At 71.2% G+C, this 15,919-nt stretch carries 14 protein-coding genes; 4 read left to right on the top strand and 10 right to left on the bottom strand.

What is annotated here, in order from left to right:
- The 5 genes from mmsA to CGQ25_RS03155 form a co-directional block, all read right to left on the bottom strand.
- Positions 1 to 1,095: CoA-acylating methylmalonate-semialdehyde dehydrogenase (mmsA, locus tag CGQ25_RS03175; RefSeq protein ID WP_255405538.1), on the bottom strand; the 1,095-nt coding region annotated here is incomplete at its 3' end.
- Positions 1,096 to 1,139: 44 nt separating this feature from the next.
- On the bottom strand, positions 1,140 to 3,089 hold the full coding sequence (gene iolD / locus CGQ25_RS03170; protein WP_208712846.1) for a 3D-(3,5/4)-trihydroxycyclohexane-1,2-dione acylhydrolase (decyclizing): 1,950 nt from the start codon (positions 3,087 to 3,089) through the stop codon (positions 1,140 to 1,142).
- 14 nt (positions 3,090 to 3,103) lie between these two features.
- On the bottom strand, positions 3,104 to 4,093 hold the full coding sequence (locus CGQ25_RS03165) for a deoxyribose-phosphate aldolase (RefSeq protein WP_208711775.1): 990 nt from the start codon (positions 4,091 to 4,093) through the stop codon (positions 3,104 to 3,106).
- Entirely contained in the window at positions 4,090 to 5,094 is a 1,005-nt protein-coding gene (gene iolC, locus CGQ25_RS03160; protein ID WP_208711774.1) for a 5-dehydro-2-deoxygluconokinase, read from the bottom strand. Before iolC ends, CGQ25_RS03165 begins: the two co-directional genes overlap by 4 nt.
- A gap of 127 nt (positions 5,095 to 5,221) precedes the next feature.
- The gene (locus CGQ25_RS03155) at positions 5,222 to 5,638 is read right to left on the bottom strand and encodes a tautomerase family protein (RefSeq protein WP_208711773.1); all 417 of its coding nucleotides are present in this window, start codon (positions 5,636 to 5,638) and stop codon (positions 5,222 to 5,224) included.
- Between the two features lie 186 nt (positions 5,639 to 5,824).
- On the opposite strand from CGQ25_RS03155, the gene CGQ25_RS03150 reads away from it, so the two are divergent.
- The 3 genes from CGQ25_RS03150 (at position 5,825) to CGQ25_RS03140 (ending at position 8,985) form a co-directional block, all read left to right on the top strand.
- On the top strand, positions 5,825 to 7,060 hold the full coding sequence (locus tag CGQ25_RS03150) for an MFS transporter (protein ID WP_208711772.1): 1,236 nt from the start codon (positions 5,825 to 5,827) through the stop codon (positions 7,058 to 7,060).
- Positions 7,061 to 7,150: 90 nt separating this feature from the next.
- Positions 7,151 to 7,903: a flavodoxin family protein gene (locus CGQ25_RS03145; protein WP_208711771.1), complete on the top strand. Its 753-nt coding sequence runs from the start codon at positions 7,151 to 7,153 to the stop codon at positions 7,901 to 7,903.
- Positions 7,904 to 7,971: 68 nt separating this feature from the next.
- Positions 7,972 to 8,985 carry a DMT family transporter gene (locus CGQ25_RS03140; RefSeq protein ID WP_208711770.1) on the top strand — a complete coding sequence of 338 codons (1,014 nt, stop codon included), beginning with the start codon at positions 7,972 to 7,974 and terminating at the stop codon, positions 8,983 to 8,985.
- 79 nt (positions 8,986 to 9,064) lie between these two features.
- On the opposite strand, the gene CGQ25_RS03135 is transcribed toward CGQ25_RS03140, so the two are convergent.
- Positions 9,065 to 9,382, bottom strand: coding sequence for a hypothetical protein (locus CGQ25_RS03135; protein WP_208711769.1), 318 nt, complete (start codon positions 9,380 to 9,382; stop codon positions 9,065 to 9,067).
- A 140-nt stretch (positions 9,383 to 9,522) separates the two neighbouring features.
- On the opposite strand from CGQ25_RS03135, the gene CGQ25_RS03130 reads away from it, so the two are divergent.
- Positions 9,523 to 10,956, top strand: coding sequence for a GntR family transcriptional regulator (locus CGQ25_RS03130; protein WP_208711768.1), 1,434 nt, complete (start codon positions 9,523 to 9,525; stop codon positions 10,954 to 10,956).
- Between the two features lie 147 nt (positions 10,957 to 11,103).
- On the opposite strand, the gene purU is transcribed toward CGQ25_RS03130, so the two are convergent.
- Genes purU through CGQ25_RS03110 form a run of 4 tightly spaced genes read right to left on the bottom strand, consistent with a single transcriptional unit; the run spans position 11,104 to position 15,919 of the window.
- Positions 11,104 to 11,970: a formyltetrahydrofolate deformylase gene (purU, locus tag CGQ25_RS03125; RefSeq protein WP_208711767.1), complete on the bottom strand. Its 867-nt coding sequence runs from the start codon at positions 11,968 to 11,970 to the stop codon at positions 11,104 to 11,106.
- 4 nt (positions 11,971 to 11,974) lie between these two features.
- Positions 11,975 to 12,673, bottom strand: a complete 699-nt coding sequence (locus tag CGQ25_RS03120) for a sarcosine oxidase subunit gamma (protein WP_208711766.1) — start codon at positions 12,671 to 12,673, stop codon at positions 11,975 to 11,977.
- Positions 12,666 to 15,620, bottom strand: a complete 2,955-nt coding sequence (locus tag CGQ25_RS03115; protein ID WP_208711765.1) for a 2Fe-2S iron-sulfur cluster-binding protein — start codon at positions 15,618 to 15,620, stop codon at positions 12,666 to 12,668. The genes CGQ25_RS03120 and CGQ25_RS03115 overlap by 8 nt, the downstream gene beginning before the upstream one ends.
- Positions 15,617 to 15,919 carry a sarcosine oxidase subunit delta gene (locus tag CGQ25_RS03110; RefSeq protein WP_208711764.1) on the bottom strand — a complete coding sequence of 101 codons (303 nt, stop codon included), beginning with the start codon at positions 15,917 to 15,919 and terminating at the stop codon, positions 15,617 to 15,619. The genes CGQ25_RS03115 and CGQ25_RS03110 overlap by 4 nt, the downstream gene beginning before the upstream one ends.

Here is a 15,919-nt window from a genome sequence, read left to right as displayed (position 1 = left end):
CCAGTTCCCGCCCTCCTTGCCCGCCACGGTGAACTCCCGCCCGTCCACGACCAGCTGGGCCCCGGCCTCGGCCGCGGCGGTGACGATGCCCTTCATCCGGTCCCTGGACGCGGCGGTGATGATCGGGCCCATCTCCGCGCCCGGGTCGGTGCCCTCGGCGACCTTGACCGCCTCGGCCCGGTCCTTGACCTTCCCCACGAGCGCGTCCGCGGCCTCCCCGACCGCGACCGCGACGCTGATGGCCATGCACCGCTCCCCCGCGGAGCCGAACGCGGCCGCGGCGAGGTGGTCCGCGGCGTTGTCCATGTCCGCGTCCGGGAGGATGATCGCGTGGTTCTTCGCCCCGCCCAGGGCCTGGACCCGCTTCCCGTGCGCGGTCGCGGTCTCGTGGACGTAGCGCGCGATCGGGGTCGAGCCGACGAACGAGACCGCGTCCACGTCGGGGTGGGTCAGGAGCCCGTCCACGGTCTCCTTGCCCCCGTGGAGGACCTGGAACACGCCCGCCGGGAGGCCGGCCTCGGCCCACAGCCGGGCAAGCAGCATCGAGGCGGAGGGGTCCCGCTCGGAGGGCTTGAGGATGAACGCGTTGCCGGTCGCGATCGCGACCGGGGCCATCCACAGCGGGACCATGACGGGGAAGTTGAACGGGGTGATCCCCGCGACCACGCCCACGGGCTGGCGGTAGGAGAACACGTCGATGCCGGTGGAGGCCTGGTCGGAGTAGGCGCCCTTGAGCAGCTGCGGGATCCCGCAGGCGAACTCGATCACCTCCAGGCCCCGCCCGATCTCCCCCTTCGCATCCGAGATCACCTTGCCGTGCTCGGCCGTGACCAGCGCGGCGAGGTCCTCCACATGGGAGGCGACCAGCTCGCGGAACCGGAACAGCACCGCGGTGCGCTTGGCCAGGGAGGTCTCACCCCAGGCCTCGGCGGCCTTGCGCGCGTTCGCCACCGCCGCCTCCAGATCAGCCCGGTCCGCCAGGCGCAGCTCACCCGTCTGGACGCCCGTGGCCGGATTGAACACCGGCTGCGTCCGCTCCCCGACACCGTTGGACTCCTCACCATTGAGGAAATGCGGAATGGTCTTGATGCTCATGTGCTTCGTACTCCTGATGGACTTTCGCGGTTCGTTCTGAGGGGTCAGCCGAGGAAGGGCCGCTGGCGGGACTTGTGGTCGATGTAGGTGGCGAAGGCCTGCTTGGTGGACTCGAGCTCGGAGGCGCCGGAGACGGGAACGTCCCACCAGGACTCCGAGCTCGGGGCGTCCACGAGCGGATCGGACTCGATGTGGATCACGATCGGGCCCGAGCCCTCGGGCGCGGCCTTGGCCTTGCCGATCGCGGCTTCGAGGTCGGCGATCGCGTTCGGTCCGGGCTCGATCCGGTACACGGTCACGCCGAGGCTCTCGGCGTTGGCAGCCAGGTCGATGGGGAGCTTCTCGCCGTCGTCGAACGTGTGGTGCTGACGGTCCAGCGTGCGGTACTTGGTGCCGAAGCGCTGCGAGCCCAGCTGCTCCGAGAGTGCGCCGATCGAGGCGTAGCCGTGGTTCTGGATGAGCACGGTGATGAGCTTGATGCCCTCCGCGACCGCCGTGACCAGCTCCGTGTGCATCATGAGGTAGGAGCCGTCGCCGACCATCACGACGACGTCGCGCGGCGCGTCCTCGCCGCCCCCGCCTCGCGCCGCCTCGTCCAGTGCCGCACGCTTGACGCCGAGGCCGCCGGGGATCTCGTAGCCCATGCAGGAGTAGGCGTACTCGACGTGGTAGCCGAACGGGTCCTGGATCCGCCACATCTTGTGCAGGTCGCCCGGCAGGGAGCCGGCGGCGCAGACCACGACGTCGCGCGGGTCCATCGCGCGGTTGACCGCGCCGATGATCGCGTTCTGGGACACGAGGGGCTGGTTGTCCTCGGCAAAAGCAGTGTCGACGGTGTCGTCCCAGCGGGCCTTCTCGTCGGCGACCACGCGCTCGAGCTCCGCGCCGACGCGGTAGCCGCCGAGCGCCGTCGTGAGCGCCGCGAGGGCCTTGCGCGCGTCGGCGACGATCGGCAGCGAGGTGCCGTGCTTGTAGGCGTCGATGGGAGCGACATTGATGTTCACGAAGCTCACGTCCGGGTCCTGGAATGCGGTGCGCGAGGCCGTGGTGAAGTCCTCGTAGCGCGTGCCGATGCCGATGACGAGGTCCGCATCGCGCACGACGGCGTTCGCGGCCGTGGTGCCCGTGGAACCGACCGCTCCGAGCGCCTGGGGGTGGTCCCAGGCGAGGGAGCCGACGCCGGCCTGTGTCCAGCCGACCGGGATGCCCGTGGCCTCGGCGAACGCGCGGAGCTGGTCCGTGGCGAAGGCGTAGAGGACGCCGCCGCCGGCGATGATGACCGGGCGCTTCGCGGCGCGGATGCGGCGGGCGGCCTCGGCGATGTCCTCGGCCTCGGGCTCGGGGCGGCGGATGCGCCATTCGCGCTCGGCGAGGAACTCCTCGGGAACGTCGAAGACCTCGGCCTGGACGTCCTGCGGGAGGGCGATGGTCACGGCTCCGGTCTCAGCCGGGTCCGTGAGGACGCGCAGGCCGTGCAGGAGCGCGGAGAAGAGCTGCTCGGGGCGGTTCACCCGGTCGAAGTACTTCGAGAGCGGCCGGAACGCGTCGTTGACCGTGATGTCGTAGCCGTGCGGCTGCTCGAGCTGCTGCAGGACCGGGTCCGCGGCGCGGGTCGCGAACGTATCGCTCGGCAGGAGCAGGGCCGGGAGGCGGTTGGCCGTGGCCAGCGCCGCGCCGGTGAGCATGTTCGACGAGCCCGGGCCGATCGAGGTCGAGATGGCGAACGTCTGCCGGCGGCGCGTATGGCGGGCGTAGCCCACGGCCTGGTGGACCTGCGCCTGCTCGTTGCGGCCCTGGTAGTACGGCATCAGCGTGGGGTCGACGACCTGCCACTGCTTGAGCGCCTGGCCCACGCCGGCCACGTTGCCGTGCCCGAAGATGCCGAACATGCCCGGGATGAGCCGCTCGCGGTAGGCGCCACCGTCTGGGCCGCCCACCGAGTCCACCGTGTACTGGCGGCCGAGGAACTCGACGAGGGCCTGGGCGACCGTCATCGTGCGGGTGGATGTCACTTCGATGCCTCCATTGGCTTGGCCGCCGCAGCGGGGGTGATCTCTTCGGCGCGCAGCAGCGATGCTGCGGCAGCGACGGCGCCGGCCACGTCGCCGTCGGCCGGGTACAGGAGGGTGCGCCCCACCGTGAGTCCCTGCACGCCGGGAAGGGCGAGCGCCCGGCCCCACGAGGCGAAGACCTCGTCCTGGTGGCCGGCCGGATCGCCGCCGAGGAGCACGGTCGGCATGGTCGTCGCCGCCATGACGCGCTCCATGTCCTGCACCACCGGCAGCTTCATCCAGGTGTACGCGCTCGTGGAGCCGAGGCCGGACGCGATCGCGACCGACTTGACGACGGCCTCAGTGGAGAGGTCGTTCTTGACCTTGCCATCGACCCAGCTCGAGAGGAAGGGCTCGACCATCGCGATGAGGCCGTGGGCGGCGAGCGAGTCCACGGCCTTGGCCGTGTTCTCGAGGATGGACGCCGTGGCGGGATCGCCGAGGGCGATGCGCGTGAGCATCTTCCCGCCGTCGGCTCCGAGGGCCGCGAGCGCCTCGGCGGTGTGGCCGGTGAAGCGGTCGTCGAGCTCGTTGACGAACCCGGCGAGGCCGCCGCGGTTCATCGAGCCGAAGACGAGCTTGCCCTCGAGCGCGCCGAGCAGGAGCAGGTCGTCCATGATGTCCGGGCTCGCGAGCACGCCGTCGACGGCCGGGTTCGCGAGGGCGATCCGGAGGCGGTCGAGGAGCTCGAGCCGGTCGGCCATGGCCTCGGGCTGGCCCTGCGCCGAGAGCGCCCCGCGGGCGGGGTGGTCGGCCGCGACGATGAAGTTCTGCTTCCCGAGGACGGCGCCCGGGTGGCGGTGGCGGGAGGCCGCTGCGCGGGCCACCGCCTGCGGGTCCTCGAGCCGGATCTTGGTGAGGTACTCGTAGCGGCGCGGGTCGTCGTCGTGCGCGTTGGCGAGGGCGGCCGACGGCGACCCGGCGGCGGTCGTGGAGCCGGCGGTCACTGGGCCACCGCCTCGGGGACGAGGCGGCCGCGTTCGGCCAGCAGCGAGGTGACTTCCTCCGGCGTCGGCATCGCGTCGGAGCAGGCGAGGCGGGAGGCGACGATCGCCCCCGAGGCGTTGGCGTAGTCGAGGACCTGGGCGAGCGGCCATCCGGCCAGGAGGCCGTGGCAGAACGCGCCGCCGAACGAGTCGCCGGCGCCGAGTCCGTTGAGGGTCTCGACCGGGACAGGGGCGGAGACGACGCGCTCGGTGCGGGTCTTGGCCATGACGCCTTCAGGGCCAAGCTTGACGACGGCGATCTCGACGCCCGCAGCGAGGAGGCGGTCCGCCTGCTCGTCCGGGGTGCCGTGGCCGACGGCGACCGCGCACTCCTCCTCGTTGCCGATCGCAACTGTGACGTGGGGCAGGACCTTGGCGACCTGCTCGCGGGCGGCCTCCTCGCCAGTCCAGAACATCGGGCGGTAGTCGAGGTCGAGGACGGTGAACTGGCCCGCTGTGCCTGTGGCCTCTGCGAGGCCCGCGCGCGGCCGTGCCTCATGCGCGGCGATGTGCGCGGACCGGCTGGGCTCCTGGCACAGGCCCGTGACCGTGGACCAGAAGATGCGCGCATCCCTGATGGCGTCGAGGTCGAGCTCGTCGGCCCGGATCTGCAGGTCCGGGGCGGTGGGGAAGCGGCCGTAGAAGTAGAGCGGGAAATCATGCGTGGCGGGCATGATCGCGCAGAACGTCGCCGGAGTCTGGAGGCCCGCAACCGGGGTCACGAAGCGGTCGTCGACGCCGAACTTGGCGAGCTCGCGGTGGAGGTACTCGCCGAAGGGGTCGTCGCCCGTGCGGGTGACGACGGCGGTGGCGCGCCCATGGCGCGCAGCTGCGACGGCGACGTTCGACGGCGAACCGCCCAGGTACTTGCCGAAGCTCGTCACGTCCGCCAGGCCGACGCCGATGTCGTTGGGGTAGATGTCGACGCTGATGCGCCCCATCGTGAGAACGTCGTAGGTCACTACTGCGCGCCTTTCCTTGGGAGCCCGGTGACCCGGGCCGGCTTCGCCGCCTGTGGCGGCGGCCACAGGTCCACTCTGCTACAGATTTAATGTCCTGTCAAAGGTTTGTACTGACAATTGGCTATTCTCATGCGAAGGTCTCAGCGCGAGGGACAGCCAGTTGCCCGGTGACGTACTGAGCCCGGCCGAAGCCGAAGGACCAGTCGCCGGCGGTGTTCTCGACGTAGCCGATGAACACGTCCTCGCCCGGCACGCCCGCCTCGCCGAGGTTCCGGGCGATCGCCTCGAACAGGCCCTCCTTGGCCTCCTGCCCCCGGCCGCCCTGGGTGAAGATCTGGATCATCACCACGCCAGAAGTCCGGTCGAAGCCGAGCCCGGCGTCCTGCGCCACGATCTGGCCCGGGGCATGCTCGGTGATGATGTGGAAGTAGTCGCGCTCGGGGATGCGGTACTCCGCGAGGACCGCGTCGTGGATGGCCCGGCTGATGGCTGCGAGCTCCTCGGGGCTGCGGCCTGCGGCGACGTCGATGCGGATGAGGGGCATGCGCTCAAATCTTTCGTTCGTACTTTGTCCTGACATAACTACAATATGAGAACCGGCCCCTGTCTGCAACACTTTGTCCTGACAAATTCTGCTGGCCTCCTCCCGGCCGTGAGAGAGTGGGAACGCCGCCCGGAACCGCATTCGACGTGGGAGCCCGCCGGCCGTCACCCGTCGAAAGGACTCCCCGTGACCAGCCGGATGAGCCGCGCCGCGGCGCTGGCCCTGCTCGCCGTCGGCCTCGTCTCGCTCAACGCCCGCGCGCCGCTCGTCGCGCTCGGCCCGGTGCTGCCGGACATCCAGAGCGGCACCGGCCTCGGGGCCGCCGTCGTCGGGCTCCTTACCGCGATTCCCGTCCTGTGCTTCGGGCTCATCACGCCGGCGGCGGCCTGGTTCATCGGCCGGATCGGGATCAACCATGCACTCCTGTACTTCTTCGGCGGCCTCGCGGCCGGCATCCTGCTGCGCTCGTACGGCGGGGCGGACGGAGCACTGGCGGGAACCGTGGCGATCGGAGCCGCGATGACCATCGTCAACGTCGCCACTCCCCTGCTCGTGGGCCGAGACTTCCCGCACCGTGCGGCGCTCATGACGGGGCTCACGACGGCGGCGGTCAACGTGGGCACGACCCTCGCCTCGGCGCTCACAGCGCCCCTCGCAGCTGCGGTCGGATGGCAGGCCTCGCTCGCCTCCTGGCTCGCGGTCACAGCAGTCGCGGCAGGCGCCTGGCTGTTCGTCTTCCCGCCCGGCAAGGACGGGCCGCGGTGGTCGGACGCGGACTTCCCCGGCCCGCTCGCCCGGGCGGCCGCGCGCCGTCGTGCGCAGGCCGCACCCACGCCGACGGTCCCGCGGGCGAAGGTGAGCCCGGCGAACAGGCGCATGATGTGGCTCTTCACCGTCACGTTCGGGCTGCACAATCTGGGCTACTACGCCGTCACGCTGTGGTTCCCCACGTTCCTGGTCGAGACCCGGGGCATGACGCCGTCCGAGGCCGGCCTCGCCGCCAGCCTGTTCCAGGTGCTCGCCATCGCAGGACCGCTGCTCGTCCCGGTGCTCGCGCACGCGTTCTCCTGGGGCCCGACCCGGCTCTTCGCCCTCGTCGCCGCGTGCTGGGTGGCCCTTCCGGCGGGCCTGCTCGCGGCGCCGGGTGCTTGGCTGGCCTGGGCCGTCCTCGGCGGCATCGCCCAGGGAGGGACATTCACGGTCGTGTTCACGGTGGTGATCCAGCGGGCCCGCACGCTCGACGAGAACCGCCGCATGACCGCCCTCATCCAGACCGTCGGCTACGCCGTCGCGTCCTCCGGGCCGATCGTGATGGGCGGCCTGCGTGCCTGGGCGGGCGGCTGGACCGCGCCGCTCGCCCTCATCCTCGTCGCCGTCCTCGTCATGGCTGCCAGCGGCTTCGCGGCGATCCGCACACGCTGACGCACGACGCCGCCCCTCCCCTCCTGCTCCCGGCGCGCCTAGCATCGTGTGGACGAGAGCGGGAACGGCCCACAACGGAAGGAGCCGGCCATGCTGCCGGAGTCAGTGCAGGCGTTCATCGACGCCGAGGTCGCGGCGAGCACCACGGACTTCTCGGACCTGAGGGCGGTGTACATCAACGGCACGCTCAAACCCAGCCCCGAGCAGAGCCATACCGACGGCCTCATCGCGGTCAGCAGACGGGTGGTCGAGGGCGTGGGCGCCAGCGTGGACGAGATCCGGACGGTGGACCACGACATCCCGCCGGGGGTCTACCCCGACATGCGCGAGCACGGCTGGCCCACGGACGCCTTCCCGGAGCTCTACCGCTCCCTCATCGAGCCCGCGGACATCGTCGTGCTCGCCACCCCGACGTGGCTCGGCGACCAGTCCTCGGTCACCCGGCTGATGGTCGAGCGGCTGTACGGCTACTCCGGCGAGGCCAACGAGAAGGGGCAGTGGGCCTATTACGGCAAGGTGGGCGGCGTCATCGTGACCGGCAACGAGGACGGCGGCAAGCACTGCGCCTCGCAGCTGCTCTATGCCCTGAGCCACATCGGCTTCACGATCCCTCCGCAGGCGGACGCCTACTGGAACGGGGAGGCAGGCCCGGGCCCGTCCTACCTCGACGACAACCGGGGCGCGCAGAACCACTGGACCACCCGGAACGCGGTGTTCGCCGCGTGGAACATGCTGCACACGGCCCGGCGCCTCAAGGACGCCGGCGGCATCCCGGCCCACGGCAACGTGATCTCGAACTGGGACCTGTCCAACAAGGATCACCCCAACCCCGAGTACCGCTGACGAACCCAGGCACGCGGGGGCGCGTTCGCGCGATGGCGGCGGGGGCGGCATCGGCGCACACTGTCCCCATGGACACCGCCGAACCCGCGGAGACTTCTGGGCCCCTGGACAGCGGCCATAGCGCACGCCGGGGCAGCGTGCTGACAGCGTTGGTCTTCGCCGGTGCGGTGGTCGTCACGGGAGGCAACGCCGTGGCGATCCGCGTCAGCAACCGCGAACTCGATCCCCTCTTCGGGGCGGCAGCACGGTTCGCCGCCGCAGCACTCGTGTTCGTGGTCATCATGGCCCTCAGCGGCAAGGCCTGGCCGCGCGGTCGGCAGCTTGCCGGGGCCCTCCTGTACGGGGTGCTCAACTTCGGGCTCGCCTACGGATTGATCTACGAGGGACTGCGCACCGTCCACGCGGGCCTCGCCCAGATCATCCTCGCTTCGGTGCCCCTGGCCACGATCCTCCTTGCCGCAGCCTTCGGGCTAGAGGTCTTCAGCTGGCGCCGGCTGCTCGGCACCGTCGTGGCGCTCGGGGGGATCGCCGTCGTCAGCGGGATCGGCACAGGCGGTGCGCCCGAGTTCTCGATCCTCGGCGTGCTCGCGATCACCGCGGCCGCCGTGTCGGTCGGCGCGGGAGCCGTCGTCGTCAAGCGGTTCCCGCCCCTGCCGATCGCGGCCCTCAATGCCATCGGCATGGCGGTCGGTGCCGGCCTCCTCGCCATCGCCTCCGTCGCAAGCGGCGAGCGCTGGGCGGTTCCCGCCGTTCCCTCGACATGGGTGGCCCTCGGCTTCCTGGTCGTGTCGACGGTGGCGATCTTCGCGGCGTTCCTGTTCGTCCTGCGGCGATGGAGCGCCTCCGCGACGTCGTACCAGTTCCTGCTGATCCCGATCCCCGCCATCGTGCTGTCCGCCCTCATCGACGCCGAGCCCCTCACCCCGGGCCTGGCGGTCGGCGGCCTGCTCGTCCTCGCGGGCAGCTGGGCGGGAATGCGGCCGGGGAAGGGCCGCTCCACAGCGCGTCAGACGAAGTCTGCGACGATGATCTCCACGTCCAGCCGGCGGATGAGCCGCTCGCGCTCCTCCTCGAGGACCTGATCCGGCAGCGGCGCCGCGCCGTGGGTGCGGGGCGCGACCGGGTTTCCGAGGCCGCGCGGAGCCCGCGGGATGCGCCGCTTCACCGCAGTCCCCCGATCGGGAACGGGCGGGAGTCCCGCATCGGGCCGAGCCCCTCGCGGGCCAGATCGTGGAGCATCTGGTGGTAGCTGGACAGCGCGAGCGGCGGCATCTGGTGGAGGTCCGCGATCGTGGCCTGCGGGCGGTCCACGCGGTAGAGGGCGAGGATCGCCTGGTCCTCCTGGGCGTCGTCGAGGGCCCGGTAAGGACCGACGGGACGATCGGCAGTGAGTGCTTGGGCGTAGCGGCCCAGTCGGTCATCCGGAGTTCCGTGACCGGCGCGGCTCCACACATGGACGACTTCGTTGACATCCACCATGGCCCCCGCCTCCTTAGGTCTTTCTCTGTGGCGGTCGGTCCGGGACCTCGATCCCTTCCCGCTGATATTTAAACTCTAAACCTGTGAGATCACATGTCAAGAGTTATACTGAAATCCTTCCGCGGGAGGAGGATGGGATCATGACCAGCTGGAGGGAACAGCTCGCGTTCGCCCCTTTGGAGACCGGCGAGCGCGGCGAGGAGATCGGGCGCCGGATCCGCCACGCCATCGAGCTGGGAGTCCTCGAGGACGGGGCCCAGCTGCCGAGCGAGAACGACCTTGCCGCGATGATGCGCGTCTCGACGCAGACGCTGCGGACCGCGCTTGCCGAACTGCGCCATCTGGGCCTCGTGGAGACCCGCCGCGGGCGCGGCGGTGGGAGCTTCGTCAAGGCGAACACCGGCGAGCTCGCCCGGGCGCGGCGGGAAACGCTCGCCGCCTACACGCTGGACGACCTGCGCGACATCCGCGAGTACCGCGCCGTCCTAGCCGGTTCGGCGGCGGCAGCGGCAGCGGCGAGGCCGCAGCAGATCTCCGTGGCGCGCCTGGCCTCGCTCGGCGCCATGGTCGAATCGGCCGCCGAGCCCGCCGGCATGGCCCGGGCGGACAGCAGGTTCCACCTCGAGTTGGCGGCAGCGTCACGCTCCGTGCGCCTCACGCGCCAGGAGATGGCGCTCCAGGCCGAGGTCGGGCCGCTCATCTGGACGAGCGCCGCGGGCAGCGGCGTCCGCGCCGCCCAGGAGCATGCCGCCATCGTCGAGGCGATCCGGCTCGGCCAGGCCGCCGAGGCACGCGTGCGCGCGGAAGAGCACGTCCGGCACGAGATGAACGCCCTCATCGACCTGCGCATGTCCATGGACGGTTCGGCACCGATGGCCCCGCGGCAGCGCCGTGCCGGGAGCGCCGAGTCCGAGGCGGTCGCCGGCATCGAGTCGTTGGCCGTCGAGATCGAGGAGCGCGCCGTCGCTGCGATCCGCGCTGTCGACGACACCGTCCTGGCGGCCCTCGACGCCGCGCCGGACAAGGGGCTCGCCGCCCTCGAGGCCGTCTACGGCGTCACGCTGGACTCCCTGATCGCGGCCCGTCCGGTGCTCTACGGGGTCGGTTTCCTCGCCGATGCGGCCTACTTCGGCGACACGGGGATCGTGTGGTCGTACGTGCCCGTCGGCCGGCAGGCACCCGAGCGGCTCGAGATGGACCTCCAGTACTACGACTACTCGAGCTCCGCCTGGTGGCCCAAGGATGAGAAGGGCAGTGTGCAGGCGAGCTACTCATACGTGGACGCGCTCGGCTCCAACGCGTACCTCGTCACGTTCAGCAAGCGGGTGGTGAAGGACGGCCGGTCGGTGGGCGTGGCGGCGGCCGACGTCCTTGTCTCACGGATCCAGGAGCAGTTCGCGCCCTTCCTCGAATCGCTTCCGGCCGGCTCATGCATTGTGGACCAGATGGACGTGGTCATCGCCGCCAACTCGGGCAGCCTCGTCGGCGACATTTTCTCCCCCGACGGCGCGGTGGCGCGGACCCTCGCACTCCCTGCCGTCCCCTGGCGCCTGCACGTGGCCGCCGCCGAATGACACGGCCGCTCACCTAGGCACGTCTGGCTGGGCCACCACCTAACCACGTCTGGGGGTCACCTCCTGATGGTCAATGTCGTGACAAAGACCATCGGGAGGTGACCCCCAGAACGTGACCCCTGGAGCGAGGGGAGGAGGAGCGGGCTGCTAGCGCAGCACCACCGTGCGGTTGCCGTTGAGGATCACGCGTCCCTCGCAGTGCCAGCGCACCGCGTTGGAGAGCGCCTTGCACTCGGCGTCGCGGCCCACGGCCACGAGGTCCTCGGGCGAGTGGGTGTGGTCCACCTCGATGACCTGCTGGGCGATGATCGGCCCCTCGTCGAGCTCGGCATTGACGTAGTGCGCCGTGGCGCCGACCGTCTTGACCCCGCGCTCCCACGCCTGGTGGTAGGGCTTGGCGCCCTTGAACGACGGCAGGAACGAGTGGTGGATGTTGATCACCCGTCCGGACATCCTCGTCGCGAGCTGGTCGGACAGGACCTGCATGTAGCGGGCCAGGACCACGAGCTCCACGCCGTACCCGTCCACGAGCGTCAGGAGCTTCGCCTCGGCCTCGGGCTTGTTCTCCTTCGTGACGGGGATGTGGTGGTACGGGATGCCGTGCCACTCGACGAGGCCGCGGTGGTCCTCGTGGTTCGACACGACGGCCACGATCTCGACCGGCAGTTCCCCGATCCGGGCCCGGAACAGGAGGTCGTTCAGGCAGTGCCCGAACTTGGAGACCATGAGCAGCACGCGGGTCTTCTCCCCTGCCGGCCGCAGCGTCCACTCCATGCCGAACTTCGAGGAGACCGGTGCGAACTCCTCCCGGAGGCGGTCGGCGGCGTCGGCGCTCCCCTGCTCGTCACCCGGGGCCTCGAAGTGCACCCGCATGTAGAAGTGGCCGCCGCGGCGGTCGCCGAACTGCTTGATGTCGATGATGTCGCACCCGCGTTCGGCCAGGAACCCCGAGACCGCGTACACGATCCCCGGCCCCTCGGCACAGTCCAGCGTCAGGACGTATTCGGTAGTCATGCTTTCACCGTACGCCCGCTGCTGCGGCGCCGCTGACCGCGAACTCGCGCATCGCGTCCACGAGCCAGCGGCCCACGTGGTCCGCGAACGAGGCCCGCGGCAGCACCCGGTAGGTGTCCTCGGCGGTCTTCCACAGGAGCACCGGCACGTGGTCCAGGACCGTCGCGATGGCCGTGCCCACCTCGAAGCGGCGCGGGTGCAGGTCGTAGGAGATGCCCTTCTCGAGCACCGCGAGCGCGCTCGGGCCGCTGAGCTCGAACGTGGTCCGGTTCGCGGAGAGGTCGACGACGGCGCCCGCGGCCCGCGAGCCGGCCTCGCCGAGCGCGTCGCCCACCCGGGCCGCCTCGGCCGGCCCGCGGTCCTCGAGGGCGGAGGTCGCCGTCTCGTCCGCCACCGCGAGGAACTCGTCGGGTCCAACCCACAGGAGGGTGTAGCCGCCGCCCGTCGTCGTGCGTCCGTGGCCCGACGGCAGGGGCGCGCCGAGCGCGGACTCGACGGCCGCGGCGCCGGCGGACCCGGGGACGGCGCGGACGCCGAGCTGGGTCAGGAACGGGACCTCGCGCACGGCCACGCCGCGCTCGCCCTGGACCGTCGCCGCCGCGAAGGCGTCCGCCAGCTGGGCGGCGGGGCTGCGGCGCAGGGCCGCGGCGCCTCCGCGGAGGGCGGTGGGAGCAGGAGCAGTCACTTCAATCGTCTCAGCCATCACGGCGCTTCCCTTCGGGGTCAAAGAGGACGGTCTCACCGACCAGGACATCCACGAGCCGGTCGCCGGCGACGGCGGTGAGGGTCTCGCCGATCCGGTTGCGGCCGTTCTTGATGAGCGCGAGCGCGAACGAGCGCCCGAGCGCCGCCGAGTGGTAGCTCGACGTGACGTGGCCCTGCATCGGCACGGGCCCGTACGCGGGGTTCGTGGAGATCCCCTGCTCGATCACCTGCGTGCCCTCCGGGAGGCGGAAGGACGGGTCCACCGGGAGCAGCGAGACCATGTGCTTGCGGTCGGTGCGGGCGGTGTCGAGGCGGGAGTAGGAGCGCTTGCCCACGAAGTCCTTGGCCTTGGACACGATCCACTCCATGCCCGCGTCCTGCGGGGTCACGGTGCCGTCGGTGTCCTGGCCGACGATCGGGTAGCCCTTCTCAGCGCGGAGCACGTGCATGGTCTCGGTGCCGTACGGGGTGATGTTGAACTCCGCGCCGGCCTCGGCCACATCCTCCCACACCTGCAGCCCGTACCAGGTGGCCACGTTGATCTCGAAGGCGAGCTCGCCGGAGAACGAGATGCGGCACACGCGGGCGGGGATGCCGGAGGCGAGGGTGGTCTCGCGCCAGGCCATGAACGGGAACGCGTCGTTGTCGACGTCGAGCTCCGGGGCCACCTTCGCGATGACCGCCCGGGACTTCGGGCCCACGACGGCGACCGTGGTCCACTGCTCGGTCACGGACGTGAAGTTCACGTCGAGCTCGGGCCACTCGGTCTGGTGCCACTCCTCGAGCCAGTCGAGGACCTTCGCGGCACCGCCGGTCGTGGTGGTCATGAAGTAGCGGTCCTGGTCCAGGCGCAGGGTCACGCCGTCGTCGAAGATCATGCCGTCCGGGCCGCACATGACGCCGTAGCGTCCCATGCCGGGGGCGAGCTTCTTGAACGCGTTGGTGTAGATGCGGTTGAGGAACTCGCCCGAGTCCGCGCCCCAGATCTCGATCTTGCCGAGCGTGGTGGCGTCCATGAAGCCCACGGACTCGCGCACGGCGGCGCACTCGCGCAGCACGGCCTCGTCCATGGTCTCCTCGCCCTGCGGGAAGTACCACGGGCGCAGCCACTGGCCGACGAACTCGAACTTGGCGCCGTGGGCCACGTGCCACGGGTGGATCGAGGTGATCCGCTCGGGGTCGAACAGCTCCCCGCGCTTCCGGCCGGCCATCGCAGCGAAGGCGACGGGCGCGTACGGGGCGCGGAACGTCGTCGTGCCGATCTCGCCGATGCCGGGGGCAGAGCCTTCACCCTTGAGCGCCGCCGCGATGACGCCGATCGCGTTCACGCCCGAGGTCTTGCCCTGGTCATTCGCCGTGGAGATCGAGGTGTAGCGCTTGACGTGCTCGACCGAGCGCATGCCGGCACCCGTGGCGCGGAGGACGTCGTGGACGGTCTGGTCGCGCTGGAGGTCCACGAAGTGGGTGTTCCAGTCGGCGGGCTCGCCGGTCTCGCCGGGGACGAGCCAGACCTGGCGGGTCGGGGCGGAGGCGACGGCGGGGCGGGACGAGACCGCCGTGGCGTGCTCGCCGGCCTCGGTCACGAAGCCCGCGTTGAACGCGGCCACCGCGCCCGCGTGCGCACCCTCGGAGACCACGTCGGAGGTCAGGTATGAGCCGCGGGCCGAGCCCACGATCTGCTGGCCGGTGACGGTGCCGGCCGGAACGAACCCGGCGAGGTCCTCGTCCCAGCGCAGCTTGCCCTGGCGCTGGCTGAACAGGTGAACCACCGGGCTCCAGCCGCCCGAGACGGCCAGGAGGTCCGCCTCGATGCGCTCGGCGTCGCCGGTCAGAGAACCGTCAGAGGCGAGGCCGCGCACGACGACGGCGCTCACCCTGCCGCTCTCGGCCGAGCCCTCGGTGCCGCTCACCACGGAGCCGGCGATGACGCGCAGGCCGGCGGCCTCGGCGGCGAGGGCCGCCTCGGTCTTCTCGGCGCGGGCGTCGACGACTGCCGCGACCGGGACGCCTGCGGCGGCCAGCTCGGTGGCGGTCGCGTAGGCGGAGTCGTTGGTCGTGAAGACGACCGCGGACGAGCCGGGGCGCACGCCGTACCGGTTGAGGTACGTGCGCGCCGCGGAGGCGAGCATGATGCCCGGGCGGTCGTTGTCCGCGAAGACGACCGGACGCTCGTGCGCGCCGGTCGCGAGGACGACCTGGGCGGCGCGGATGTGCCACAGCCGCTGGCGGGAGACGCCCTGGGCGCTGAGCTCGCGGGCCTTCTCGGCACCGAGGTGGTCGGTGCGGGACTCGAGGGCCACGATGTAGTTCGAGTCGTAGGAGCCGAACGCGTTCGTGCGGGTCAGGACCGTGACCTCGTCCCCGGCGGCGAGCTCGGCGGCCGCGGCCGCGATCCACTCGGGTGCCGGGACGCCGTCGACCGTCTCGCCGGGAGAGGAGAGCAGCGAGCCGCCCAGCTCGGGCTGGTCGTCGATGAGGATGACGCGGGCGCCGGTGGACGCGGCCTCGCGGGCCGCGGCGAGGCCGGCGGGGCCGCCGCCGACGACGAGGACGTCGGTGTGGACGTGCTTCTTGTCGTAGACGGCCTCGTCGGTGCGCGGATCGAGGGTGCCCAGGCCCGAGAGGTATGTGGCCGTCAGCCCTTCAGTGAGCTCGACGATCGTGGCCGGGAGCATCGTCTCGTCGACGCCGCCGGCGCCGCGGTCCTTGACGGTGAGCAGGCCGTTGGGCTCCTCGACGCCTGCGGCGAGGATGCCGCGCGGGCGGCCCAGGTACATGGACGGGCCGGTCTCGACGACGCCGTTGGCGAGGAGGGCCGAGGCGACGGTGTCGCCGGCGAAGCCCGTGTACTCGGTCCCGTCGACCGTGAAGCGCACGACGGCGTCGCGGTCGATCCGCGAGCCCGGCGCCTTCTCGGCGGGGAGACGGTGGCTCTGGCTGGTCACTTCTGGCCTCCATTCGTGGCTGCTGCGGTGGCTGCCGCTGGCGCGGCGCCGGTGTAGATGCTCTTGAACTCGTAAGTGACGGTGTCACGGATGGCGTTGAACCACTTGCGGCAGCCGCCGGTGTGGACCCAGCGCTCCGCGAAGGCGCCCTTCGGGTTCTCGCGGTAGAAGAGGTAGCGGGACCACTCGGCGTCGGTCAGCTCGGCGGGGTTCTCGGGGTAGGCCACGTGAGCCTGGCCGCCGTAGTGGAACTCGGTCTCGTCGCGCGGCCCGCAGTTGGGGCAGGTGATGAGCAGCAT

The sequence above is a fragment of the Sinomonas sp. R1AF57 genome (genome assembly GCF_002224485.1).
In the GTDB taxonomy this organism is placed as follows: domain Bacteria; phylum Actinomycetota; class Actinomycetes; order Actinomycetales; family Micrococcaceae; genus Sinomonas; species Sinomonas flava.
This window is presented reverse-complemented; position numbering and strand designations above follow the sequence as displayed.